Annotated in this window: 25 protein-coding genes; 18 read left to right on the forward strand and 7 right to left on the reverse strand. The window is 61.7% G+C overall.

Annotation, left to right across the window (positions count from 1 at the left end):
- Positions 1 to 157 precede the first annotated feature (157 nt).
- Together hemB and V5F23_RS17940 are read right to left on the reverse strand one after the other, a co-directional pair.
- Positions 158 to 1,132, reverse strand: a complete 975-nt coding sequence (hemB, locus tag V5F23_RS17935; protein ID WP_042728735.1) for a porphobilinogen synthase — start codon at positions 1,130 to 1,132, stop codon at positions 158 to 160.
- A 176-nt stretch (positions 1,133 to 1,308) separates the two neighbouring features.
- A complete protein-coding gene (locus tag V5F23_RS17940) occupies positions 1,309 to 2,007 on the reverse strand; it encodes a glutathione binding-like protein (RefSeq protein ID WP_042728736.1) in 699 nt (232 codons plus the stop codon).
- A 294-nt stretch (positions 2,008 to 2,301) separates the two neighbouring features.
- Between V5F23_RS17940 and V5F23_RS17945 the strand changes: the two genes are divergently transcribed.
- Positions 2,302 to 2,976 (forward strand): hypothetical protein, encoded by a 675-nt coding sequence (locus tag V5F23_RS17945; protein WP_042728737.1) that lies wholly within the window; start codon positions 2,302 to 2,304, stop codon positions 2,974 to 2,976.
- Positions 2,977 to 3,094: 118 nt separating this feature from the next.
- Positions 3,095 to 4,147: a permease gene (locus V5F23_RS17950; protein ID WP_042728738.1), complete on the forward strand. Its 1,053-nt coding sequence runs from the start codon at positions 3,095 to 3,097 to the stop codon at positions 4,145 to 4,147.
- Positions 4,148 to 4,290: 143 nt separating this feature from the next.
- Here the strand turns inward: V5F23_RS17950 and mnmH are convergent, their stop codons facing one another.
- Both mnmH and selD read right to left on the reverse strand, forming a co-directional pair.
- Positions 4,291 to 5,406 (reverse strand): tRNA 2-selenouridine(34) synthase MnmH, encoded by a 1,116-nt coding sequence (gene mnmH / locus V5F23_RS17955; protein WP_042728746.1) that lies wholly within the window; start codon positions 5,404 to 5,406, stop codon positions 4,291 to 4,293.
- The gene (selD, locus tag V5F23_RS17960; RefSeq protein WP_042728739.1) at positions 5,406 to 6,440 is read right to left on the reverse strand and encodes a selenide, water dikinase SelD; all 1,035 of its coding nucleotides are present in this window, start codon (positions 6,438 to 6,440) and stop codon (positions 5,406 to 5,408) included. Before selD ends, mnmH begins: the two co-directional genes overlap by 1 nt.
- 311 nt (positions 6,441 to 6,751) lie before the next feature.
- Between selD and V5F23_RS17965 the strand changes: the two genes are divergently transcribed.
- From V5F23_RS17965 to V5F23_RS17975, 3 genes are all read left to right on the forward strand, one after another.
- The gene (locus V5F23_RS17965; protein ID WP_338495909.1) at positions 6,752 to 7,702 is read left to right on the forward strand and encodes a nucleoside-specific channel-forming protein Tsx; all 951 of its coding nucleotides are present in this window, start codon (positions 6,752 to 6,754) and stop codon (positions 7,700 to 7,702) included.
- 54 nt (positions 7,703 to 7,756) lie between these two features.
- On the forward strand, positions 7,757 to 8,782 hold the full coding sequence (locus tag V5F23_RS17970; protein WP_338495912.1) for a purine nucleoside permease: 1,026 nt from the start codon (positions 7,757 to 7,759) through the stop codon (positions 8,780 to 8,782).
- A 144-nt stretch (positions 8,783 to 8,926) separates the two neighbouring features.
- Positions 8,927 to 9,211, forward strand: coding sequence for a hypothetical protein (locus tag V5F23_RS17975; protein ID WP_047739155.1), 285 nt, complete (start codon positions 8,927 to 8,929; stop codon positions 9,209 to 9,211).
- A gap of 5 nt (positions 9,212 to 9,216) precedes the next feature.
- Here V5F23_RS17975 and V5F23_RS17980 read toward each other — a convergent pair whose 3' ends face one another.
- Positions 9,217 to 9,669, reverse strand: coding sequence for a DMT family transporter (locus V5F23_RS17980; protein ID WP_047739156.1), 453 nt, complete (start codon positions 9,667 to 9,669; stop codon positions 9,217 to 9,219).
- 2 nt (positions 9,670 to 9,671) lie between these two features.
- Positions 9,672 to 10,169, reverse strand: coding sequence for a DMT family transporter (locus V5F23_RS17985; protein WP_042729706.1), 498 nt, complete (start codon positions 10,167 to 10,169; stop codon positions 9,672 to 9,674).
- Positions 10,170 to 10,282: 113 nt separating this feature from the next.
- Here V5F23_RS17985 and V5F23_RS17990 point away from each other — a divergent pair, with 113 nt between their 5' ends.
- The 3 genes from V5F23_RS17990 to V5F23_RS18000 all read left to right on the forward strand — a co-directional run bounded on the left by V5F23_RS17990 (position 10,283) and on the right by V5F23_RS18000 (position 12,763).
- Positions 10,283 to 11,215 (forward strand): LysR family transcriptional regulator, encoded by a 933-nt coding sequence (locus V5F23_RS17990; protein ID WP_053149853.1) that lies wholly within the window; start codon positions 10,283 to 10,285, stop codon positions 11,213 to 11,215.
- Positions 11,216 to 11,306: 91 nt separating this feature from the next.
- Positions 11,307 to 12,089 (forward strand): hypothetical protein, encoded by a 783-nt coding sequence (locus V5F23_RS17995; protein WP_212802801.1) that lies wholly within the window; start codon positions 11,307 to 11,309, stop codon positions 12,087 to 12,089.
- 86 nt (positions 12,090 to 12,175) lie between these two features.
- Complete coding sequence (locus V5F23_RS18000) at positions 12,176 to 12,763, forward strand: hypothetical protein (protein ID WP_042729703.1); 588 nt, start codon at positions 12,176 to 12,178, stop codon at positions 12,761 to 12,763.
- A 287-nt stretch (positions 12,764 to 13,050) separates the two neighbouring features.
- On the opposite strand, the gene V5F23_RS18005 is transcribed toward V5F23_RS18000, so the two are convergent.
- The gene (locus V5F23_RS18005) at positions 13,051 to 13,767 is read right to left on the reverse strand and encodes an alpha/beta fold hydrolase (RefSeq protein ID WP_212802803.1); all 717 of its coding nucleotides are present in this window, start codon (positions 13,765 to 13,767) and stop codon (positions 13,051 to 13,053) included.
- 133 nt (positions 13,768 to 13,900) lie between these two features.
- Here V5F23_RS18005 and V5F23_RS18010 point away from each other — a divergent pair, with 133 nt between their 5' ends.
- From V5F23_RS18010 to cysS, 10 genes are all read left to right on the forward strand, one after another.
- Positions 13,901 to 14,725, forward strand: coding sequence for a DUF692 domain-containing protein (locus V5F23_RS18010; RefSeq protein WP_123579871.1), 825 nt, complete (start codon positions 13,901 to 13,903; stop codon positions 14,723 to 14,725).
- Entirely contained in the window at positions 14,715 to 15,506 is a 792-nt protein-coding gene (locus tag V5F23_RS18015) for a DNA-binding domain-containing protein (RefSeq protein ID WP_052497374.1), read from the forward strand. Before V5F23_RS18010 ends, V5F23_RS18015 begins: the two co-directional genes overlap by 11 nt.
- Positions 15,507 to 16,107: 601 nt before the next feature.
- On the forward strand, positions 16,108 to 16,767 hold the full coding sequence (locus V5F23_RS18020) for a DUF2282 domain-containing protein (protein WP_338495921.1): 660 nt from the start codon (positions 16,108 to 16,110) through the stop codon (positions 16,765 to 16,767).
- A 243-nt stretch (positions 16,768 to 17,010) separates the two neighbouring features.
- Positions 17,011 to 18,408: a KamA family radical SAM protein gene (locus V5F23_RS18025; RefSeq protein WP_338495922.1), complete on the forward strand. Its 1,398-nt coding sequence runs from the start codon at positions 17,011 to 17,013 to the stop codon at positions 18,406 to 18,408.
- Positions 18,409 to 18,439: 31 nt separating this feature from the next.
- Positions 18,440 to 19,999, forward strand: a complete 1,560-nt coding sequence (locus V5F23_RS18030) for a thioredoxin family protein (protein ID WP_047739160.1) — start codon at positions 18,440 to 18,442, stop codon at positions 19,997 to 19,999.
- 49 nt (positions 20,000 to 20,048) lie between these two features.
- A complete protein-coding gene (locus tag V5F23_RS18035; protein ID WP_338495924.1) occupies positions 20,049 to 20,969 on the forward strand; it encodes a cupin domain-containing protein in 921 nt (306 codons plus the stop codon).
- 26 nt (positions 20,970 to 20,995) lie between these two features.
- Complete coding sequence (locus V5F23_RS18040) at positions 20,996 to 21,955, forward strand: hypothetical protein (protein WP_338495925.1); 960 nt, start codon at positions 20,996 to 20,998, stop codon at positions 21,953 to 21,955.
- Entirely contained in the window at positions 21,952 to 23,229 is a 1,278-nt protein-coding gene (locus V5F23_RS18045; RefSeq protein ID WP_042729696.1) for an ATP-grasp domain-containing protein, read from the forward strand. The genes V5F23_RS18040 and V5F23_RS18045 overlap by 4 nt, the downstream gene beginning before the upstream one ends.
- 26 nt (positions 23,230 to 23,255) lie before the next feature.
- A complete protein-coding gene (yfcF, locus tag V5F23_RS18050) occupies positions 23,256 to 23,891 on the forward strand; it encodes a glutathione transferase (RefSeq protein WP_338495927.1) in 636 nt (211 codons plus the stop codon).
- Positions 23,892 to 23,939: 48 nt separating this feature from the next.
- Positions 23,940 to 25,310, forward strand: a complete 1,371-nt coding sequence (cysS, locus tag V5F23_RS18055) for a cysteine--tRNA ligase (RefSeq protein ID WP_338495929.1) — start codon at positions 23,940 to 23,942, stop codon at positions 25,308 to 25,310.
- The last annotated feature ends 19 nt before the right edge of the window (positions 25,311 to 25,329 follow it).

Raw genomic sequence — 25,329 nt, forward strand, 5'->3', positions numbered from 1 at the left:
CATACGACCAAATGCCGGACGAGGCTACGTTCGCTCACTCGGGGCGACGGGTCGCCACACCCTCCCCTCGGAATCGACCGGTTGCACCCTGGCGGGATGTGCCGACGCCTTCGCGAGCAAGCTCGCTCCCACAGGTGTTTACACTCTGGATCCGTGGTCAGATCCCGCTTGACGCCAGGTCCATCGCAAAATAGGTGAAGATCAGGTCGGCCCCTGCTCGCTTGATCGCCCCCAGGCTTTCACGGACCACCCGGGCTTCGTCGATGGCGCCGGCCTGGGCGGCGAACTTGATCATCGCGTATTCGCCACTGACCTGATAAGCCGACAGCGGCAGGTTCGACGCCTGGCGGATGTCGCGGATGATGTCCAGGTAGGCACCGGCCGGCTTGACCATCAACGCATCGGCCCCTTCCTGCTCATCGAGCAGCGATTCGCGCAGGGCTTCGCGGCGGTTCATCGGGTTCATCTGGTAGCTTTTGCGGTCGCCCTTCAAGGCGCTGCCGCCGGCTTCGCGGAACGGCCCATACAGCGCCGAGGCGAATTTGGTCGAGTAAGCCATGATCGCCGTCTGGCTGAAACCGGCTTCGTCCAGGGCCCTGCGGATGGCCTGGACCTGGCCGTCCATGGCCGCCGACGGGGCGATCACATCGGCGCCGGCGCGGGCCGCTGCCACGGCCTGCTTGCCCAGGTTGACCAAGGTCCGGTCATTGTCCACTTCGTGCCCGTGCAGGACGCCACAATGGCCATGATCGGTGTACTCGCAAAAGCAGGTATCGGACATCACGATCATTTCCGGCACGGCGTCCTTGCAGATGCCGGCCATGCGCGACACCAGGCCACGCTCGCTCCAGGTATCGCTGCCGTCGCCGTCCAGGTGGTGGGAGACGCCAAAGGTCATCACGGCCTTGATGCCGGCCCGGGCGTAGCGTTCGATCTCGCTGGCCAGTTTCGATTCAGGGATGCGCACCACGCCCGGCATGCTCTTGATCGGCACGAAGTCGTCAATTTCCTCTTCGACGAAAATCGGCAGCACCAGGTCGTTCAGAGTGAACTCGGTTTCCTGGAACAGGCTGCGCAAGCTGGCATTGCGACGCAGACGGCGTGGACGTGCTTCGGGGAACTGGCTGGACATGGGACTCCTGGGCAATTGGGGGCTCGATCACAGGGGGCAAAGCTTATGCCCTGGTCGACCCGGGCACAAACGCCGGCTGGAAAACAGAGTGTTACCGGCCGGGCAATAATCGCTCTACAGGGCCAACGTGCCATTGATGCAAATCACCCCAGCACTGCCCGGGCGTCATCAGCCGCTCATTCCGGAATCTTCAGCCCACGAACCACCGCCGGTCGCGCCAGGAAGCGCTCCAATACCCGCGTCACGTTGGGAAAGTGCTGGATGCCCACCAGGTCACCGGCCTCGTAGAAGCCGATCAGATTGCGCACCCATGGAAAGGTCGCGATGTCGGCGATGGTGTAGCGCTCGCCCATGATCCAGTCGCGTCCTTGCAGGCGCCCGTCGAGCACTTTGAGCAGGCGTTTGCTTTCCTCGACGTAACGGTCACGGGGGCGCTTGTCCTCGTAGTCCTTGCCGGCGAACTTGTTGAAGAACCCCAGCTGCCCGAACATCGGCCCGATCCCGCCCATCTGGAACATCAGCCACTGGATCGTCTCGTAGCGCGCCGCCGAGTCCTGGGCCAGCAACTGGCCGCTCTTGTCCGCCAGGTAGATCAGGATCGCCCCCGACTCGAACAGCGCCAGCGGCTTATCCCCCGGCCCGTGGGGGTCGAGAATCGCCGGAATCTTGTTGTTGGGGTTCAGGGACAGGAACTCGGGGGATAACTGATCATTGCTGCCGAAGTCCACTTTATGAGGCTCGTACGGCAGGCCGATCTCTTCGAGCATGATCGAGACTTTCACGCCGTTGGGGGTCGGCAGCGAATAGAGCTGGATCCACTCAGGGTATTGAGCGGGCCATTTGCGGGTGATGGGAAATGGATTCAGGTCAGCCATGGTCGCAGGTTCCGAGAAGAATGGATGAGCGAGGATAATCCAAATCCGGAAAGACCTCATAGGCGTGATCAGCCCCTGCGCTGTTCTTAATTTCGCAACATCCTGTCGCTAATGTTCAGTGCATCGCTGGGAAGGAACCGGCCGCAGGATCGAACCAAAGGGCCTCAATGGACTCTGAGCAATGCCCTTAAGGGAACCGAGGCGGCGTCATGACAAGGAAAACACCCGAGGCCATCCGCCTCGTGGTGCCAGGGTTTGTCAGCCTGACTCAAAGAAGACTGAAGAATCGATCCGATGATGAACCCACTGAATTTCGCCAAGCGCCTGCAGCACCGTTCGTGGCTGCTGCTGCCGACCTTACTGGTGGTCTGCGGCCTGGCGCTGTCGCTGGAGTCCAGCGTCAGTCGCGCCCAGCCAGTCGACGGTGTCCAGACCCTGGTGTTCCTGCGCCATGCCGAAAAACCGGCCGGCGGCCTGGGCCAACTCAATTGCCAGGGCCTCAACCGGGCCATCGACCTGGCCACCCTGCTGCCGGAAAAATTCGGCAAGGCCGACTATGTGTTCGCGGCCAACCCGACCCGCAACGTCGAAGAGGGCGAACTGGATAACTCCTACAGCTACATTCGCCCGCTGATGACCATCAGCCCCAGCGCCATCAAGCTCGGGCTGCCGGTGAACATCAATTATTCGGCCAACGACACCAGTGACCTGGCGGATGAGTTGCTGCACGACAAGTACCACAACGCCACCATCTACACCGCCTGGTCCCATGGCTACCTGCCGGAGCTGATCAACAAGGTCGCCGGCGAGGCCGTCGGCAAGAAGCAGACCATTACCGAAGACTGGGAATCCGGGGATTTCGATTCGTTGTATGTGCTGACCCTGACCTGGCACAACGGCAAGGCCAGCCTCTCCAGCCGGACCTACAAGCAAGGCCTGGATAACGGCCAGGAAACCTGCCCGACCTGAGGCATCAGCCGCGGTGGCGGGGGCGTCAGGTCCTGACCGACGGGAGGACGTTGCTCTCGGCGGGAGTCAGTGCCGCGGGGTATGATGCAGCCATTCTCCCGCTACCCGGATTTTCTCCATGTCTTCATCCTCTGCCGCTGCTCACCGGGGCTGGTCGTTCTGGTGCAAGCCTGCCCTATTCCTGCTGGTGGCCTGCGTCGGCCTCTATTACGTCAAGTGGTCGCCCTACTACCTCAAGGCCTTTGTCGCCGCCGACAACCACAGCATCGGCGGCTCGATCCTCAATGATGCCCAGACCGCGCCGCTGACAGCGGCCCTGGCCTACGCCCAGGTGTACTTCCTGGCCATCTGGAAGGCGGCGGTGCTGGCGGTGATCCTCGGCTCCCTGCTGCAAGTGTTGATCCCCCGTGACTGGTTGCTGCGCCTGTTCGGCCGGGCCGGCTTTGCCTCGACCTTGCGCGGTGGGCTGTTCGCGCTGCCCGGCATGATGTGCTCGTGCTGCGCCGCGCCAGTGGCGGCCGGCCTGCGTCGGCAGAACGTTTCGGTGGGCGCGGCACTGGCCTTCTGGATCGGCAACCCGGTCCTCAACCCGGCGACGCTGGTGTTCATGGGCTTCGTGCTGGGCTGGGGTTTCACCGCCCTGCGTCTGGTGGCCGGTATCGTGCTGGTGTTCGGCGTGTCGATGGTGGCCCAGCGCATTGCCCGCCCCGAGACCCTGCCCGAAGCCGCCGTGGAAGCGGTGGCCGAAGCCAGCACGGTGGATGCGCAGCCGTTCCTGATCCGTTGGGGCCGGACCTTGTGGCAGTTGTTCTGGAGCACCATCCCGATCTACGTGCTGGCGGTGCTGGTGCTGGGCGCGGCGCGGGTCTGGCTGTTCCCCCACGTCGACGGCGCCATGGCCGACAGCCTGGTGTGGCTGGTACCGCTGGCCATTGTCGGCACGCTGTTCGTGATTCCTACCGCGGCGGAAATCCCGATCGTGCAGACCATGATGACCCTCGGCATGGGCACCGGCCCCGCCGTCGCGTTGCTGATGACCCTGCCGAGCATCAGCCTGCCGTCGCTGTTGATGCTGCGCAAGGATTTCGATGCCCGCGTGCTGGTGACCGTGGCGCTGCTGACCATGGTGGTGGGGATTGTTTGCGGGTTGATTGGGGCGGTGGTGCTCTAGCAGGCTGGCACCTGAATGCCGGACAGCCACAAACCCTGTGGGAGCGGGCTTGCTCGCGAAGGCGTCGACACATTCAAAAGAGATGCGAGCTGACACACCGCTTTCGCGAGCAAGCCCGCTCCCACATGGGGTTGCGGTGAAATTCACTGTTGAGGCTGACCCACGCTCGCCGCCCGCTCCCGCAAATACTCCACCACCGCCGCCTGCTCCCCCGAGAACTCGATCCGCAAGCCCTTTTTCTCCCGCTGGTACACGTACATCGGGTCGTAGTACTCACGCAGCAGGCCTTCGATCCAATCCCGATGCAGGTCGACCGCGCCGCTGCGAGCCTGCTCCGCCAGGGCAGCTTCCAGGATGCCCATCAAGCGCCGGTGACGGTCGCCCCCCAGGCGCTTCTGGATGTTGCCCAGGCTCGCCAACAACCGCTCGGCAAACGCTGAGAACCCCTGTTCGCCCTGGACCGCGACGAACTCGGCGCACAGGTTGACGATGTAGTCCCGCAGGATCCGCTCAACCCGCCGCTCTACGCTGTCTTGCAACCAGACCATCGGCACCTGCTGCATGCGCTGGAACAATGACAGGGGCAAGGCGCAACTGCCGATCATGCGGTTCTCATCTTCCAGCACGAAGTGCTCGATGCCCGCCGCGCGCTTTTTCAACACGTCCACCGCCAGGCGGTTCTCGAAATCGATGTTGGACGGCTGCCCAGTGGCGCGCTTGCCGAAACTCGAACCGCGATGGTTGGCATGGCCTTCCAGGTCAAGGCTGTTTTCCAGCTGGGCCAGCACGTCGGTCTTGCCGGTGCCGGTCATGCCCCCCAGCAACACCAGGTCGCACTGGCTGACCGCCTGCTCGACCGTCTCCAGCAGGAACGTGCGCATGGCCTTGTAGCCGCCGGCCACCCTGGGGTACTCGATGCCCGCTTCGTCCTTGAGCCACTGCTGGACGATCTGCGAACGCAAGCCGCCGCGAAAGCAGTACAGAAGACCCTCGCGATGCGTGTGGGCAAACTCGGCCCAGGCCTGGATGCGTTGTGCCTTGGTCTGGCCGGACACCAGCTGATGACCCAGCACGATCGCCGCCTGCTGCCCTTGCTGCTTGTAGCAAGTACCGACGCGTTGCCGCTCGCTGTCGGTCATCAGCGGCAAGTTGACTACGCCGGGGAAGGCCCCCTTGATAAATTCGATGGGCGCCCGGGTGTCCATCATGGGCCGGTCGTTGAGGAAGATGTCGCGGTAATCGGTGATGTCATCGGCCATCATGACACCTCGACCGCGTGGGTCTGTCGCTCGACCAGTTCGCCAATCGGCTCCAGCGCCAGGCCGAGCTCCGCGGCGACCCGCAGAAACTCCGCTTCGCCCTGCGCGGTGACGGCGATCAGCAGCCCGCCACTGGTCTGTGGGTCGCACAAGACCCGCTTGTGCAATTCCTGGACCCGGCCCACCCGGCTGGCGTAGCTGTCGTAGTTGCGCAACGTGCCGCCCGGCACACAGCCCAGGTCGAGGTAATACTCGACGCTCGACAGGCGCGGCACCGCGTCATAGCGGATGCGCGCCGTCACCTGGCTGCCATCGGCCATTTCCACCAGATGCCCGAGCAGGCCGAAGCCGGTGACGTCGGTCATCGCCGTTACGCCATCGAGCTTGCCGAAACGGCTGCCAGGCTTGTTCAGGGTGCACATCCAGTCACGGGCCAGGCCAACGTCGGCGGCCCGCAGCTTGCCCTTCTTTTCAGCGGTGGTGAGGATGCCGATGCCCAGGGGCTTGGTCAGGTACAAGCGGCACCCCGCAGTGGCGGTGTCGTTGCGTTTCATATGGCGCTTTTGCACCAGGCCGGTGACCGCCAGGCCGAAGATCGGCTCCGGTGCATCGATCGAATGCCCGCCCGCCAGGGGAATGCCCGCCTCGTCACACACCGAACGCCCGCCGCGAATCACCTCCCGGGCGATTTCCGGGGCTAGCACGTTCACGGGCCAGCCGAGAATCGCGATAGCCATCAGCGGATCACCGCCCATGGCGTAGATGTCGCTGATGGCATTGGTGGCGGCGATGCGTCCGAAATCGAAAGGGTCATCGACAATCGGCATGAAGAAATCAGTGGTCGAGACGACCCCGCGGGTTTCGTCGATGGCGTATACCGCGGCGTCATCCCTGGACGCATTGCCGACCCACAGGTTGGGGTCGAGGTTCTGCGCACCGCTGCCGGCCAGGATCACTTCCAGTACCTGGGGCGAAATCTTGCAGCCGCAGCCAGCACCGTGGCTGTACTGGGTCAGGCGAATAGGCTCGCTCATGGGCATACCTCTTGTCAGTCAAGGTGACCGAGTCTACCAGCATCCCCCGTGCCCCAGAGCCGCACACGATGAGTGCCAGGCAACAGGGCCTGCCACCCTTTGGTGCCTCTTCAAATGGCGGCACGGTGACCACGGCATGAAGATTGACCAAAAGGCCAGAAAAAACGGCCGTTCCCTTTGTTTTTCAAGCCTGTACGAAAATCTGGTACAGGATATGCAAACGTTTGCGAAGCCAGTCGCTCGCCGCGAAACGACGACGGTTTCTTCAATCACGGAACACGGGCTTCGGCCCGCTCGGACAAGGATTTTCCATGCACCACACTTCCCGGCGTTGCACCTCGCCCGGTCCTTGGGCAGCCTGCCTGCTACTGACCGCCGTTACCGGACTACTCAGCAGCACCACGCTGGCGCAGACGAACGAAACGTCCGCCCAGGGCGAAGCCCTCAGCCCCGAGGCCACCCCGCCGAAAAAAGGCGCCTACCTGTCGGACTGGTACAACCAGGACCTGACGATCATTGGCAGCAAAGACATCAGATTCGGCCCACAACCCACCGACGACGTGTACCTGGAGTACGAATATTTCGGTCGCAAGGGCCCGTTCGAACTGTACGGCTACGTCGACATCCCGAAGCTCTTCACCATCGGCAACAGCCACGACAAAGGCGTGTGGGACCATGGCTCGCCGGTGTTCATGGAGCATGAGCCGCGCATTTCCATCGATACCCTGGCCGGACGTAGCCTGGCCATCGGACCGTTCAAGGAATGGTACGTGGCGTTCGACTGGATCTACGATCACGGCAGCAACAGCGCCAATCGCGCCAACACCTTGTACAGCGGCCTGGGCACCGACATCGACACCCATTCGAGGGTCAACCTGTCGGCTAACCTCTATGCTCGCTACCAATGGGAAAACTACGGCGCCAGCAATGAGTATTCCTGGGACGGCTACCGCGCCCAGCTCAAGTACATCGTGCCGATCAGCCAGTTCAGCAACGGCGCTTCGCTGACCTACATCGGCTTCACCAATTTCGACTTCGGTTCGGACCTGCACAAGGACAACCCGGCGCGCACCGCCAACGCCACGGTCGCCACCAATGTCCTGCTGTACTCGTTCACGCACTTGCGCTTTACCCTGGTGGGCCGCTATTTCCACAACGGGGGCAACTGGCAGGACGGCAGCGAGCTTGATTTTGGCGAAGGCAGCTTCCGCGCCCGATCCGATGGCTGGGGGTATTACGCGGGGGTTGGCTATCAATTCTGATCCGATACCTGCCCACAAAAGCATCTGTTTCGATTCCACGGAGGTCACGAAAGCATGATCAATCGCCTGTGTGTTCCATTCGGCCTGGCAACGGCCGCCCTGTTCAGCACGACCGCCGGAGCAGCCCCGCCGCTGCAGCCCAAGGTCATGCTGATCACGATGTTTGCCCCCGAGGCACAAAACTGGATCGAGCGCCTGGCGCTCAAGGATGAAATCCGCATCCCCGGGCTGTCGGCCGAGTACCCGACGATCCGTTGCAACGCCGAACGGGTCTGTCTGATGATCACCGGCATGGGCCAGACCAACGCCGCCGCCTCGACATTGGCCCTGGCCCTGTCGCCCCGCGTCGACCTGCGCAAGAGTTATTTCCTGGTGGCCGGGATCGCTGGGATCAACCCGCATCACGGCACCCTGGGCACGACCGCCTGGGCCCATTACCTGGTGGAATTTGGCACCCAGTGGGAGCTCGACTCGCGGGACGTGCCCAAGGACTGGCCCACCGGCTACCTGGGCATCAACACCAAGGGTCCCAACGAAAAGCCGCCGCTGGACTACAAGACCGAAGTCTTCGAACTCAACCCCGCGCTGCAAGCCAAGGCCTTTGCCCTCAGCCAGAACGTGAGCCTGACGGAAAGCGAGGCGTCGGCAGCCTGGCGCGTGAAATACCCCTACGCTCCGGCCAACCAGCCACCGGTGGTGACCCGCTGCGACACGCTGGCGGGCAACACCTGGTTTTCCGGGACGCGCCTGAGCGAACGGGCCGAAGTCTGGACCCGCCTGCTCACCGATAACAAAGGCGTGTATTGCACCACCCAGCAGGAAGACAACTCCACCTACGAGGCCTTGTTGCGGGCCAGTCGTGAGGGTCGGGTGGACATCAATCGGCTCGCAGTGCTGCGCGCCGGCTCCGACTTCGATCGACCCGAGCCCGGCGGCAATGAAGTGGACAACCTGCTCAAGTACGCCGACCAGGGCGCGTTCGTCCCCGCCCTGGAAAACCTGTTCCGCACCGGCAACCCGCTGGTGCAGGACATCGTCAAGCACTGGTCGACCTGGGAGCACGGGGTGCCCAGGTCCTGATCCTCGCGCCTGTGGAGGGCGTTGCGACGCGGGCATCGATCCCGGCTAGCCCTCGCAGCCCCGCCGACCTCACTGCGATGGAATTTTCCATTGCCTGGGGGATCACTTGAACATCATCCCAGCGTACCCATCCAGGAGACTGCGATGCCCAATGCCCCTGCCGCCGCCGACAGCACTCACCTTGACTACGGTCTGGACACCCTGTTTGGCCGCGAAACCAAAACCATCGAGTGCCAGCTCGACGTCAAGCGCCTCGACGACGGCGAACCACCCTGGTTCGCGCTGCACGTCAGGCCGCCGCTGCCGGAGGACCTGCACAAGGCTCAGATCGTGGTGTTCAGCGCCGAGGGCCGGCGCATCAGCGGCATCGTCCGACGCACCGAGCGCCTGGCCGACGACAGCCTGCAACTGGACGTCGAACCCGACTGAGGCGCTCAGGCCTGCCGCGCGCTGCTGCGATACATGAACACCAGCGCCAGTGCCAGGCAGACCATGGCCAACATCCGGCTGCCGGACAACTCGATGGCCGGGTTGCCCAGCCAGCCGAAGTTGTCGATCAGCATGCCCATGCCCAGTTGGCCGACGATCACCGCAACTGTCGCGACGGCGGTGCCGACCCTGGGCACCGCCCCTACCATCACCATCATGTAGACCACGCCGAACAGCGCGCCACTGAGTTGCCATTTCGGCACCTCCAGCAAGGTGACCGCGTGGGCCGGCTCGAAAAACACGATCAGCAGGCCAGTGATCACCGCGCCCACGACAAACGTCAGCAAGCTGCTGCGCAACACCCCGACCGTCTGTCCCAGACGACCATTGATGGCGGCCTGCACGCTCAACACCGCCCCCGCCGCGACCACCACCAGCAACAAAAGAACCAGATTCATCATCAACCTCGGGCAATCAGGACAAGGGCCACGACAATCAGTGCCAACGCCAACCAGCGCTCGCCATTGACGCGCTTACGGGTGGCACCGAACCAGCCGAAGTGATCGATCAGCACGCTTTTGCCCACCTGGCCGGAAAGAATCGCGACCATGGTCATGGCAATACCGATGTGAGGCGTGGCGAGCGTGAGCACCACCACGTAGACCGGTCCCAGGAAACCGCCGATCAGTTGCCAGCGCGGCAGTTCACTCAACGCCGGCCCTGGCTGCCGGCCACTGAGCAGCAACAGCAGGAACAGAACCGCCGAGCCCACGCCGAAAATGCTCAAGGTGGCCCACAAATGACCGACCTGAACGCCCAGCGGCCCCAACAGGCCAGCCTCCACCGACAACCCCATGCCCGCCAGAATCACCAGCGGCAGCAACAGCCAGCGCAAGAACGGCCGGGGTTTGGCGGTAGCCGTCACCGATTCGGCCTCGCTGATGGAAGACGCTTGCATAGTCACACCCTGTTCCAGGAAAGAAGGGCCGGCATTATCGGCTGGCATCGCTGTGCGATAAATGGGAGCATCCCGACAACACTTTTGCGTATTACGCACAGAAGGAATCGCCCATGCAGGGGCTTGACGAGCTTGGCTTCAAGGCACTCCGACTCTTTGTCGCAGTGCTCGACCACGGCAGCTTTTCCGAGGTGGCCCGACGCGAAGGCCTGGCGCCCTCCTCCATCTCCCGGCAGGTCCAGCTGATGGAGCAGGCCCTGAACCAGCAACTGCTCTATCGTCACACCCGTGCGGTCTCCCCGACCGAGGCCGGCCGCCTGCTGGGCCACCACGCACGCCTGCTGCTGGTGCAGTTGGAGGAAGCCGAACAGGCCTTGCAGGAGCAACACAGCGAGCCGTCCGGCCTGGTGCGGATCAATGCCCCGGTGGTGTTCGGCCAACGCCACCTCAGCCCTTGGCTGGGACCGCTGTGCGAGCGCTATCCGAAGCTGCAACTGGAGATCCAGCAAACCGACAGCTACGTCGATCCGCTCCAGGAGGGGGCCGACCTGCTGTTTCGCATCGGTCCGCTACACGACTCCGGCATGCAGGCGCGGATCATCGCCGCCCATCGCTTCCAGATCGCCGCCAGCCCGGCCTACCTGGCCCGTCACGGCACGCCCCTCAAGCCCCAGGACCTGGCGCACCACCAATGCCTGGCCTACAAAGGCGTCACCGGCCAGCAGCGTTGGTTTTTCCGCCGCCCCGGCCAGGCGTGGACGCCCTACAGCGTCAAGGGCCCGATCACCGGCAACCACGCCGACACCTTGACCCAGGCCGCCGAGCAGGGCCTGGGGCTGGTGATGTTTCCGTCATGGCTGATCGGTGAAGCGGTGCGCAACGGCACATTGGTGCCGGTGCTGCGCGACTACGAAGCCTCCAACAGCCTCGAACCCCAACAGATCGCCATGCTGTGGCCGGGCAGCCGCCGGTTGTCCGTGAAGGTGCGCACGGTGATCGATTTCTTCTTCGAGTGTTTTGGCGAAGTCCCCTATTGGGACCGCTGACAGGGGCCACGCCCTGAACACGGTGGGCGCGGTTCACTGGCCAGGGGCTGGGTGTTAACGTGGCACTCCGAGAAGCGACAAGGACGACTGCGTGCTGCTGCTCAAACTGCTGGTGATTCCGGGTTTCCTGTTGCTGATTTCCCTGGCCGGTCGACGCTGGGGCCCGAGTGTGGCCGGTTGGCTGTCGGGATTGCCGGTGGTGGTGGGGCCAATTCTGTTGTTCCTGGCCCTGGAACAGGGCGAGGCGTTCGCCGCCCGATCGGCGACGGCGGCGTTGTCGGCCATGTTCGCGATGATTACGTTTTGCGTGGTGTACGCCCAGGTTGCCCAGCGCCGGGGTTGGCCTTGGGCGCTGGGCATTGCATTGGCGGCCTGGGCCTTGGTGGCACTGGTGCTGTCCTGGCTGCCGGCCTCGCTGCCATTGGCAAGCCTGTTGGCGGCAGTGGCTTTGCTGGCGGCGCCTTATCTGTTCCCGGCGGTCCGGCCCGTGATGCAGAGGCCAACGCGCACGTCCGACAAACTGTTGCTGCGCATGATCGCCGGCGCGTTGCTGACCCTCGCGGTGACGTGGTTGGCCAGCACCGTGGGCGAACGCTGGAGCGGGTTGCTGGCGGTGTTTCCGCTGCTGGGCAGTGTCATGGCGGTGTTTTCCCAGCAAACCCGCGGGCCGGCGTTCACGGCTGCGTTGCTGCGAGCCACGGCCACCGGCATGTATTGCTTCGCCGCGTTCTGCCTGACCGTGGCCCTGACCCTGCCGATGCTGGGCCTGCCGGCCTTTGCCCTTGGCGTTGCCGTCTCGGCGGTCATGCTTCTGGTGACCCGACGCCTGTTGGTGCGCACGCCTCCATCGGCCTGCGTAGCCGCACCGAAATGACCGACGTGCCTGACGTTGCGCTGGAGTCAGGTGCGATGCCCATGGGATGATCGCCGCTCAAGCGCGACCACCTGTGGAGAGTGTCAATGTCAATGCCGAGTCAATACGCTGCCGCCCTGCTGCTGGCGGTCATCGCCAGCCTGGCCGCAGTACCTGCCCAGGCCGCCCAACCCAAATCCACCGGCGAGGCACCGGCGCAGAAGGTCTCGATGCTGTCCGGAAAGTTCGTCTTCACCTTGCCCAAGGGCTTCACGGCAACGCCACTGCCCGCCGGCGAAGCAGCCCAGGGCACCGCTGGCGCGACAGGGACGATGTACAGCAACGCCACCAGCCGGACGGTGGTGATCGCTGCTGAAAACACCATTGCCGATGGTACGTCCGTGAAGGATAACGATGGCGCGTTTCTCGACACGACCATGGCCGGCTTCGCTGCCCAGCGCACCCAGGCCCTGCCGGACGCCAAGATCCTCAGCGAAAAAAGCCTGACCCAGAAAGGCAGCGGCCTGGGGTTGCGCCAACTCGACACCCGCGCCACCCAGGGCGGCGGGCCGACCCTCGACACCACCTTGCTGGGCGCTTCCGGCACGCGCATGGCGGTGGTGCAGATCATCTCCCGCGCTAGTGACAAGGCCGGTCATGAGGCGCTGGTGAAACGGATCGCCAGTGGGCAGTGATGGGGCTGTGATTCCAGGAGACCGCGTCGCTCCGATCGCGAGCAGGCTCGCTCCCACAGGGGGATGGTGTACGGCGCGGAAGTGAAGCCCACCCCGATTAAAATGTGGGAGCGGGCTTGCTCGCGAAGACAATGGCACATTCAGTATTGATGCAAGCTGACACGACGCATTCGCGGGCAAGCCCGCTCCCACAGGGGCTTGTTTCGGCCGAAGTATCGAAGCCCACCCCGATCAAACTGTGGGAGAAGGCCTGCTCGCGATGGCATCGCCACATCCAACCGGGTTTTCTAGGGATTGAGCCGTTCCAACCACGCCCGTAAGTCCTGCACTTCCTGCGCACTGATGTTGTGACCAAGCCCAAGGTAGGCATGGAATTCCGGTTCCAGCGCCAGGGTCTTCAGGAAGGAATCGGCCTCGGTGCCGTCATGGTAGGGAATGATCGGGTCTACCGTGCCATGGCCGATGAACACTGCCAGCGCCCGTCGCGACTCGTCAGGGGTCAGTTCGGAGCGCAGCACTGAGAGCACCCGCCCGCCCATCGCGGCAATGCCACCGACGGCCTCGGGGTGCCGCAGGGCCACTTCATAGCTCATCATCGCCCCCTGGCTGAACCCCACCAGGTAGACATTGCTCGCATCGGTGGGGTACTTGGCTCGGGCCTTTTCGATGAAGTCCAACAGTAACTGGCCGCTGGCCTTCAGGTCCGAGGCGTCACCGTCGTAGGCGCCCTCGCCGGCCTTGGCAAACCATTGGTAGTGCCCCGGCTCCATGGTTTTCGGTGCGCGCACCGAGAGGTAGTTATAGTGCTGGGGCAGCTCGTCCTTGAGTGCGAACAGGTCCTGTTCGTTGCTGCCGGAGCCGTGCAGGAAGATCACCAGCGGTCGGTTGCGGGCCTGCTCATCGGCCTGGGCCAGGTAGTTGAGCGGCAAGTCCGTTTGCAGTGACGGTTGCGCCTGCAACCCGGACGAAACCAGCAACAGAAACAGGGTGAGCGCTTTATACATCGGTCTTCCTCCATCGTTCGATAACCCCACGGCAGACACCGTGCCGGCGGTAGACAGCGGTTATCGGCGGTTGCTCAATTCTATCCGGCACTGCGCTATGATCAGCGGCGACCATCGACAAGCGAGTCAGACAGTGCGCTCATTACCACGGATTGGTATCGGCCTCAGGGCCCCTCATTATCAAGCGTTCCTCGACGGCCATCCCGCCGTTGACTGGCTTGAGGTGCATACGGAGAACTACCTGGGGCCAGGCGGCAAAGACCTGCATATTCTTCAACGCCTGGCGCAACGATATCCCATCAGCCTGCACGGTGTCGGCCTGGGGATCGGCTCGGTGCATGGTTTTTCCAGCGCCCATGTCGAACGCATACGACACCTGGCGGCTCAGGTGCATCCGTTTCTGGTTTCCGAGCACTTGAGCTGGGGGGCGATTGAAGGCCGGTGCCTCAACGACCTGCTGCCGCTCCCTTTGGTTGAAGCCTCGCTGGAGCTGGTCTGTGATCGGGTCGACCAGGTCCAGGATGCATTGGGCCAACAGTTGTTGCTGGAAAACATTTCCACCAGCCTGCGCTACCACGGCGATACCCTGGGCGAAGCCCAGTTCCTCGCCGAAGTGGTGAAACGCACCGGCAGCGCGGTGCTGCTCGACCTCAATAACCTTTACGTCAACCAGTGCAACCACGGCGAATGCGCACTCGCCGCCCTGGAAGCCCTGGATGAATCGGCTGTCCGCGAATTTCACCTGGCAGGCCACAGCCAGGAAGAGGAATTGCTGATCGACGATCACGGCAGCGCGGTGGCGGAGCCGGTCTGGTCGCTGTATCGCAGCGCATTGCGCCGGTTTGGCCCGGTCCCGGTACTGGTTGAATGGGACACCCGCCTGCCGCCCCTGGGCGAACTGCTCGACCAAGTCGAGATCGCGCGCACGATCGCCCGGGAGGTGTTGCATGACACGTGAAGAGCTGGCGGCGCTGCAACTCGGCTTTACCCAGGCGCTGGATGATTGTTCATCGCCCCCGGCCCTTCCACCGGGATGGTTAGAGACCGCAAGCGCGGGCAATCAGCGACGCTTCGCGCGTTATCGCAGCGGGCTCTGGCGGCACCAGGAACAGTCGTTGGCCTTGACCTATCCCGTCATCAAGGCGCTGGTGGGCGATCCGTTCTTTCGCTCGCTCGCCTACGAGTATGGGCGGCGCTACCCATCGCAGCATCCCGACCTGGGCATGTTCGGCGAGCGTCTGCCGAGCTTCCTCGAACACTATGGCCCCGTAGCGCCCTACCCTTACTTTGCGGCGGTGGCGTCGTTGGAATGGGTCATTCATCTGGCCGCTGCCGCCCGCGACGCCACACCACTTGGTCCCCACGCACTGGCCGCAATGAACAGCGCTGAGCTGGACAGCCAAAGGTTCACCCTGCCGCCGAGCTGCAGGTTGCTGCCCTGCGAATGGCCGGTGGTCGCGATATGGTCCGCCCATCGCCGGCAGGGCCAGCCTCTACCCTCAGTGAACCGCCACGCCTGCACCGCCCTCGTCTATCGAAACGGCTGGAATGTCGAAGCACGCGAGGTCGAACCCTGGGAAGCCGCCGCGCTGGAGCGTTTGGCGCAAGGCGCGACCCTGGGCGAAGCGTTGCTCGCCGCCCAGGCGTGTTACGGCGCGCAGGGTCAGGCGCACCTTGTCGACAGCGCGGCCCTGCTCACCCGCTGGTTGAACGATGGCTTGCTGACTGCCGTTCCCTGAGCCCTGCCCACGCACCTGTATCGGTCAAAGATGTCTCCATGAACCCGTCCTGTTGGGGCCCAGGCCCCTATTGTAAAAGGACGCGCAAATCCTGTTACATCTTGAAACATCTTATAAGCTTATATCGATTAGACATATCCTGACCGTGGACTACAAATAGAAAGCACCTTGCAAACTCGCACTAAAGCAATACATTTGATTTCGCGGTGAAGATACGACAGACCCATGGCTGTTTCGATAAACGAACAAGCGATGCAGTCGGTCAGGAACGGATTCCGAACAAGTTGCCCGAGGCGACCTGTACAAAAAGGGAGCGGTAAATGTATCGAACCAGTTACTCGAACGAATCAACTTTGCGCAAACGGCGCCAACGTATTGCAACCTTCCGCCTTGTCACTCCTGATTTCCTGCAAACACGATGCCGGCACGCCGTGCTGATCAAGTTTGCTTGTCGCAGTACTGTCAAACCCGATTGAACATCGATATTGCGCCGAACGTTGAATATGTATATCCAGACGGACAGCCGTACGGCCCGTTCGCGTGCGCGATGGGCTTATAAAAATAAATGACTGTATAAAAACCTTGACCGGGAACTTGCGTGATGAATCTAAAGGATATTCTGGTAGCCACTGCGTTGGCCTCCATCAGCAGTGCTTCGCTGGCCGAGGTAGCTGCTAAGCCGGCAGAAACCGAGGTGTGCTACGGCGTAGCCAAGGCAGGCCACAACGATTGTTCCGACAGCAGTTGCCTGCACGACTGCTCGGAGATGAGCAAGGTCGACAACGATCCACGCGAGTGGGTCGCTGTGCCCAAAGGCACCTGCACACAGATGGGGGGCGTCGTCAAAGCCCAGCCAGACGCCTGCCCATTCGACGAACCGGCTGTCTCCGCAGCCGTTGACGTCGGGGCCGGGGAACGGCTCTTCAACGGGGGCGACCACACCCGCGGCATCGTCGCCTGCTCTACCTGCCATGGCACGGCTGGCGCGTCTGAAAACGCCGAGTACCCCAAACTGGCGGGACAATTTGCCAAGTATGTGGAGACGCAACTGCGCGCCTTCCGTGATGCCTCGCGTCCATCACCGGTCATGGTGACGGTAGCCAAGTCCCTCAGTGACCAGGACATCGCCAATGTGGCGCAGTACCTGGTGCAATCTTCCGCGACCCCGTCTTCAACCCCGGCACAGCCTCAACCAAACGTTGTTGCGGCCTCGACGGCAGTCATTCATCAAGAAGCGAAATCGGGCACCGTGCCTAATTAAAACGATCGCTCATCTTCAATAACCCTTTCAGGCGCCCCTGAGTAGCGTAGATCATTACGCACTCGATAACAGCGCTTGGCCTGGTTATGTCCGAGGCAAAAAAATTGCAATCAGCTTTATGCAATACGAACACTTTCGCCTTTAAAAAAGTGCTGAAAAATAAATAAAACGGCACCTTGATTCGAAATAAATATTAAGTATTGTCAGTCTATGGACGCCGCCACTTGAAAGGGACGACAACAAATGTCAAGTAACATTGTGGATTATGACTTTGCTGACTTTCAACTAAAGTCATTGATTGCCCATTCTTCCCAGGGCCAGCGTCTGACACCCTTGTTATCGCTGCGCTATGCTTTTCGAAGTGATGAGTTCTGGCGCGACCTGGATCATTGGAAAGATATTGACGCCGAGTTGTTCCTCAATCATCTGTGGCAAGAAAAAAATGCCATTACCAGCGTCGGCGCACTGGGTGCATTGATCAAGAACAGGATCAGTGCCGCGTTCCTGAAAGACCTTGAAGAAGGTCATCGGATGGCGCCGATGTCTATCCGACTGACGCCTTACATCCTCTCGCTGATCGACTGGGACAACCCCTACCTGGACCCGTTGCGGCGCCAGTTTCTGCCGCTGGCCTCGGAGATCTGTGTCGATCATCCCATGGTGAAACTCGACCCCATGGGCGAACAGAACGACTCTCCGGCCCCGGGGCTGACCCATCGCTACCCCGATCGCGTGTTGTTCCTGGCCACCAACGTATGCCCGGTCTATTGCCGCTATTGCACCCGCAGCTACGCGGTGGGGCTGGACACCGATGCGGTGACCAAGACGAAGATCAACGCCCCCGGCGAGCGCTGGGAACCGGCCTTGCGCTACATAGAAGCCAACGCCAGCGTCGAGGACGTGGTGATCTCGGGCGGCGATGCCTATCGACTCAAGGCCCGGCAGATCACCGAGATCGGTGAACGACTGCTGGACGCTCCCCACGTACGGCGTATGCGTTTCGCCACGAAGGGGCTGGCTGTATTGCCGATGAAGATCCAGAGCGATCACGACTGGACCGATGCCATCTCACGCTTGTCGGACCGGGCGAGGAAGATGCACAAGTCGATTGCGATACACACGCACTTCAACCATCCGAACGAAATAACGGCGATCACCGCCAAGGCCCTGGGAATGCTCTATGAGCGTGGCGTCGAGGTCAGGAACCAGGCCGTCATCCTCAAAGGCGTCAATGACAACCCGCAGACCATGCACCGTCTGAACGAATGCCTCGCCTACTTGAACGTGCGTCCCTATTACTGCTTTCAGGGGGACATGATTCGTGGCGTCGAAGCACTCAGAACGAGCCTTGGCGATTCGATCGCCCTGGAGAAATCCACCCGTGGCCTGATTGCCGGGCACAACACCCCGCACTTCATCGTGGATCTGCCCGGCGGCGGCGGCAAGCGCGATATCCATAGCTTCGACTACTACGACCCCTACCTGGGTATCGCCGCCTATCGCGCGCCAGCCGTGAAGAAAGACCAGATTTTTCTCTACTGCGACCCGCTCCACACCCTCACCGCGGATGCCCAAGCGCTCTGGACGAATCCGGCGACGCGGACACAACTGCTCGACGATGTCCTGAAATCCGTCAAATAAATGTTCAACCACCGTGAATGGAAGCATAGAAATGAGCGAAACCAACAAGATTGACTGGATCCACCACACGTCCTACGTCCACGCCATCGAGCAGTCCAAATCGACTGGCAAGCCGATCCTGATTTATTTCCATAGCCAATCCTGCGGTGGTTGTAACCGCTTGGTGGACAGTGTTTTCAACGACACCCAGCTTATCGGCGCGGTCAATGACTCAACGATTCCGGTATGGGTTGAAGTGGAAAACTCCAAACCCGATCCACGCATTTCCGAGTTGGTGGGAAGCCACATCTTCATCATGTCGCCGGTTCTGCAACTGATTTCCAGCGACGGGGACATCTACCATAAATTCCTCGGTGCTCCGCTCCATACGCGACTCGACCTCGGGTACTGCCGCGTGCATCACGATGTCGAAGGTGACATCGACGCCAGCGAAACCGCTTCTCAACTGTCGGTCGGCCTGGCCAAGCAGGCCATGGCCAGCTTCAACTACTCCATCGCCGAATCGAAGTTGCGAAAAGCGCTGAACGCCAGCAATACGGCCAGCGTGGCGGTGCGCGAAGCGGCTTATTGGCTGCCTATCGTGCAGGCCCGCGGACAGTATCCTGAAGACAGCGTGTCTGAAGACGGTATCGCGCAGACCGCCATTGCCCGCGAAGTCCGGCGCTTCTGCAATACGCTGATCCAGGTGCCGGACCATGAGTTGATGGTCGACTGGCCGGGCGTCCAGGGCGAAGGTGGCTGGGCCCATTACACCGACTGCCTGCGTGAGTTGTGCCTGGGCATCTACCAGATGCTGCTGGATGTCGCGACCGATGCGGCGCAGAAACGCGCGGCACAAGGCCGCAGCCTGACTCGTGCGCAAATGATCATCCGCGATTGGCAGGTGTCCTTCCGGGACCTGCAGGCCAGCCTCATTGGCCTGAAGGGTCCAGAGTACGATCAGCAGCACCTGCATCAGAACTACACCCTCGGCAAGCAGCGGACGATCCGCAACAACATCGTCCACTGCGTGATGGCCGAGTTCTGGGCTCACTCCCCTGCGATCCGTTCCACCCTGGAAGCCAGCCGGACGGGCATCCGCCACTCTGAAAACGTCAGCCCGGCGCTGGTCAACTGGAAGATCCATGGCCCGGCGCCCTATAACTTCGGCAGTATCCAGTCGTTGCTGACCCTCTGGGAAAAACGCCACCAGCAATTGGTGGAAGAGTTCTCGGGGATCACCGACGCCGAACTCGACGCCTCGCTGAACTGGTGGGAAGACTCGCCTGTCTCGGTGAAATTCCGTCTTTGCCGCTTGGGCTGGCACTTCCACGATCATGCCGCGGTTGTCGAAACCATCTGCCAGCGCATCGGCCATGAGCGCTCGGAAACCGAACTGCTCGCCAAGCTCCTGTTCAACGCACTGGGCCGCGCCGAGGGTGAAATGGTCGGCCTGTCGCGAGACGAGCAACAAGCGCTTTTCGCCAGCGCCGCCCATCAGCTGAAAACCCGCAGCGATGAGCTGGCCCGCGTCTACGAGGGCTACCTGAACAAGCGCGCCGACGCCGCCTACGCCACCACGCAGGCTCAGCCAGTGGCCGCGGCCGTGTAATGAAAAAATGCGGCGCGCCCTGCGCGCCGCTTCGAGGATAGAAAGCGTGATGAATATTCTGCAGCAGATGTTTGGCGACCAGACCGAGGTGTTCCTCGACACATGCTGGCCCAAGCGCTCATACGTCGCCGACGGTGCCATGAGCCGCTTTACGCAATTGTCGGCCCTGGAAGAATTCCAGGACATCCGCGCGTTGTTCAAGGCCCTGCCAGGGCCCGTCGACCTGCTCTTTCCAGGTGGCAAGCGTATTACCGTGGCCAGGTCCGCCGATGCCCTGGCGCCGTACAACGATGGCGCCGCGATGGTTTACATAAAGGATCTGGAAGCGCTGCCCGCGATCTCCCTGGCCTGCGATGAACTGGCCAAGACACTCGACATCCCGCGGCACTATGTGAGCTGCGAGGCGTTCGCGGCCAACCATGGCGTGGAAGTGGCGACGCACTTCGATCATGAAACCAACTTCATGATCCAGATCAAAGGCGAAAAGACCTGGAGGTTTGCCGAAAACACTTCGCTGCCGGACCCCATCTACCCGTTTTTCCCGAATAACCCGAACCGCTTCTACCAGCAAGGCACGCATCCCTACACCGGCGCACAACTGCCGCGGACAATGCCCGAGGGCCACGAGGAGCGGCTGGTCAAGCCCGGGACCACGACCTTCATGCCCCGGGGCTACTGGCATGCCACGGTCGCCCATGAAGAGTCCTTTTCCATCGGCTTCGTGATCAACCCGCCAACGGTGGCCGACATCATTACCTATGCCCTGCTGGAGCATTTACACGGGAATGAACGCCTCAGGGCCCACCCGCTCGACACGCTGTCGGAGCCTGCACTCGCGCGCATCCTGGGCGACATTCAGAGCGGCCTGGACGAGGTCGGGAAGTTGTCCAGGACATTGCCGGCACAAACCCTGCTGCAACGCTACAAGCAATCGAGAAAAGGGAACATTCGCACACTCACTGCCCTATGACCGCGTTCTTGATTGGAATCCGTACCATGCGCACTGCACACGCTCTGTTTGTAGGGATCACGGCGTTGATGCTCGTCAACGTGATCGATGGGCTCAAGGAAGTGTATTTCGGGATCCTGCTGCAAAGGCTCGACAGTATCATCGCGACATTCGTGTTGTTCGCCGTCGCCTGGCCGGTGTTCTTTTTCGGCTACATGGCCCGGAAACGCTCGACGCCTGCCCTGCTTGCCAGCCCTGCAAAAAAGGCTTCCGTGCGCCGGTGCCTGGTGATGTTGAACATCAGTTCCGCCGCGCTCTGGATATCCTTTCTGCTGGCATTGAAATGGGTGGAGCCGGCCATCGTCAGTGCGCTGGTGGGCGGGGTCGGGATCATTTCGACGCTGGTGCTGAACAAGCTGTTGCGCCCCACGGCGATCATGATCCCGGCCGACTATATCGCCGCGCTTGTCATCGCACTGGCCAGTGTCTACCTGGGGTGGGTCTCGATGGACGGACGCACCGCCGTCAAGGATGAGGTCGACAGCAACCAGGTGCTGCTGGGCTACCTGATGATGCTGGTGTGCGGTGTCGCCATGGCCTTGACCAGCATTCTTTCGAAGGTCGTCGCGGATCATGGGGCGTCGAGCCACTATCTCTACGCCCATCGGTTCTACCTGTTGCTGGCGGTGACCGGCGTCTACACCTGTTTGAACCTGAGCAAGGTCGGCGCCGTCATCGATCATCTCGATGCCTTGGTCCTGTTGGCCTTCGTCGGCGTGATCCTGCCGTTGCTCTTGCTGCAAGAAGGCATAAAGCGCTGCGAACCCGTGACCACCGAAGCCATCCTCGCGGCCGCCCCGTTGTTCACCATCATTTTTCAAACCGTTGATTCGAGACTGGCCTTTTCAGCGTTCAGTTTCGCCGGCGTGGCCCTCATCTGCCTGGCCGCGACCTACAACGGCTATTCCCACCTGAGTCGCCTTTCAGTCGAAGGAGTTAGAACATGAAATACGCGGTGATCGTCGATGCCTACTCGACCGGGGCAAGCCTGGCGGACGAACTCAAGTTGTATGGCATAACCTGCATCCATGTGCAGACATCCGCCGAAATACTCGAATATGACGTGGACAGCTACAGGCCGGGGGATTTCCAGCAGCGATTCGTCGCGACGCAGGACCTCAAGGCGCTGACGGATGCCTTGGCCGAATTCGACCCGATGTTCATCATTCCCGGATGCGAGTCCGGCGTGGAGCTGGCCGACCAGCTCAGCGAACTGATGGGCACGCCTGGCAATGGCACGGCGCTGTCAGCCTGCCGCCGGGACAAATGGCACATGGCCAAGCGGCTGCATCAGATGGGCATCCCGGCGGCCCGGGTCGCCTTGATCCATCAGATGAGTGAGGTCGAGACGGCGATCGAGACGATCGACGGTTGGCCCGTGGTCATCAAGCCGGTCAACAGCGCCGGGGCGGACGGTATCCATTTCTGCTACGAGACCGCGCAGGTGCGTCACGCGGTGGACAAGGAGCTGGGGTGCCTCAACGAAATGGGGCTCATCAACGACACGCTGCTGGCGATGGAGTACCTGGCTGGCCAACAGTACCTGGTGCAGGCGGTGTCCCGAGACGGTGAACATTTTGTCTTCGAGATCTGGCGCGACACTCGCAAGCCGGTGCCAGGGGCCGGGGTGGTCAACGACCGTGAGGTGCTGATCGACCTGCTCTCGGAGGAAGCGGCCCCCATCATCGCCTACGTTCACCAATGCCTGGATGCATTCGGCGTCGACATCGGCCCTTCGTTCCTGGAAGTGATGGTAACGAACAACGGTCCGATGCTGATCGAGTGGGCAGCCCGGATGATGGGAACCCAGGAGCTCAGCGCGATGACGCGCGTGCGCGGCGTCAATGCCGTCAATCTCTGCGCGGCCTGCTATGCCGATCCCGAGGTGTTCCATTCGATGCTGGAGAAAGTCAACCGGTCGAACGCGACGTGCGAAGTCATCGGGATGATCAACAGCGTTTCCGGCCAGGTGATCCATCATCGTTGGCTTGACGAACTGAGCGCCAGGCCAAGTTTCTTCAAGATGATCAGGGCCCCGGAAATTGGCGCCAGCGTTGCGCCTACCATCGGGATCTCGACCAACTACGGCTTCATCTATCTGGTTCACGAAGACCCTGCGGTCACCTACGCCGACTACCTGTGGATCCGGCAAAAAGAGGCCGAGGACACCGGTTTCTTCGACGTGCAACTCAGCCAGGCAGCGGTCGCACAAGCCTGCTGACCTTGATCGGGATGGAGCAAGACTCAATGAAGCTATACGTGGATCATCAATGCACGTCGCCCTTTGCCATGTGCGCGTTCGTAGCGCTCAAGGAGTGCCGGTTCGATTTCGACCTGCACTACCTCGACCTTTCCCAAGGCGATCACCAGCGACCGCCATTCACCGGGATCTCGCTCACCCACCGCGTGCCGACGCTGGTGGATGGGGCGTTTTCGCTGGCTGAATCGTCCGCCATCGCCGAGTACCTGAACGACACTGCGCCGCAGGCCCGGCTGTTTCCGGTTGACGTTCAAGCCCGAGCCCAAGCCCGGCAAGTCCAGGCCTGGCTGAGAAGCGACTTCTTCAACCTGCGCGGCAACCGGCCCACCGAGACCATCTTCATCGCACCGTCAAAGGAACCGCTGGGGCCATTGGCGGTGGCCGATGCCCGGCGACTGGTCGAGACCTTGTCCCATAGCCTGCGGGACGGCAAGGCGTTTCTTTTCAACGAGTGGTGCATCGCCGACGTCGACGCCGCCGGCATGTTGAACAGGCTCATCTACAACGGCGATCCGGTTCCCCAGACGTTGAAGGATTATGCGCTGCGGGCCTGGGATCGCGAGAGTGTCCATCATTGGCTGGATCTCGACCGACAGGGCAATACGACTTCCTCCGGGCGCTGAACCGGATGGCCAGGGGCGTCGATGCCCCCTCAACGCAAGAGTTGGAAAATGGAACTATTCAATACCCTGGGAAGGACCGTCGTCCCCTTCACGCCGATCGTTGAAAACCAGGTAGGCCTGTATGCCTGCGGCCCCACGGTCTACCACTATGCGCACATCGGGAACATGCGCACGTACATCTTCGAGGATGTGCTGGCCAAGACCCTGCGTCATCGCGGCTGGACGGTCAAGCACGTCATGAACATCACCGATGTCGGGCACCTGCAATCCGACGCCGACGCCGGCGACGACAAATTGATGGTGGGTGCCGCTCGCGAGAACAAGACCCCTTGGCAGATTGCTCAATTCTACGAAGACGCCTTTTTTCGCCACTGCGACCTGTTGAATATCACCCGCCCGGACGTGGTGTGCCGGGCGACGCAGCATATCCCTGAAATCATCGCGCTGATCGAACGCCTGCTGGAAAAAGGCGTGGCCTATGCAAGCGCCGGGAATGTCTATTTCAGCGTGGAAAAATTCCCGGCCTATCACGAACTCGGGCAACTGGTGCTGGACGAGCAACGCGCCACCGAACGCGTCAGTCACGACCCGTTGAAGCGCTCGCAAGCGGACTTCGCCTTATGGTTTTCGACCTCGAAGTTTCCGGGCCAGATCATGAAGTGGGAATCTCCCTGGGGCCTGGGATTTCCCGGCTGGCACATCGAGTGCTCGGCCATGGCCAGCAAGTACCTGGGTGACAGGATCGATATCCATTGCGGCGGTATCGATCATATCAACGTCCACCATTCCAACGAGATCGCGCAATCGGAATGCTGCTTCGGTCACCGCTGGGTCAACTACTGGTTCCACTGCGAGTTCCTCAATGTGGAGACAGAGAAAATGTCCAAGTCCAGCGGGGAATTCCTCACGGTGGACTCGCTGGTGGACAAAGGCTACGACCCCTGCGCGTTCCGCTTGCTGGTGCTGGGCTCGCATTATCGCAGCGCCCTGGCTTTTTCATGGGAAGCACTGGATGACGTCGCCACGGCCTTGCAGAAAGCTCGGCGACGGATCAGCAGCGCCCTGGAAAACAGCGGCCCTGTCGGCGAGGCTTTTTCGGCCAGGCATGCCGCGTCCTATCGAAGGTTCTTCGCTGCGCTGGAAAAGGACCTGCACACCCCCAGCGCCATGGCCGAGTTCTGGTGGGTGATCAAGTCCAGTGAGCTGACTGAATCGGAACGCATCGACCTGCTGCGCAGTTTCAACGCGGTGCTGGACATCGGTTTGTTCGACGCCCAGGCCACCCGCCTGACATCGGAACAAAGCCAATTGATCGCCGCGCGTAACGTGGCCCGTAACGAAAGGAACTGGGCGGAATCGGATCGGATCAGGGACTTGCTGCTGGCCCAGGGCATCAACCTCAGCGACTTGAAAGCCTGAACAGCCTCAGTCGCCATCA

Source organism: Pseudomonas sp. WP18 (assembly GCF_036689585.1).
GTDB lineage: Bacteria > Pseudomonadota > Gammaproteobacteria > Pseudomonadales > Pseudomonadaceae > Aquipseudomonas > Aquipseudomonas chlororaphis_E.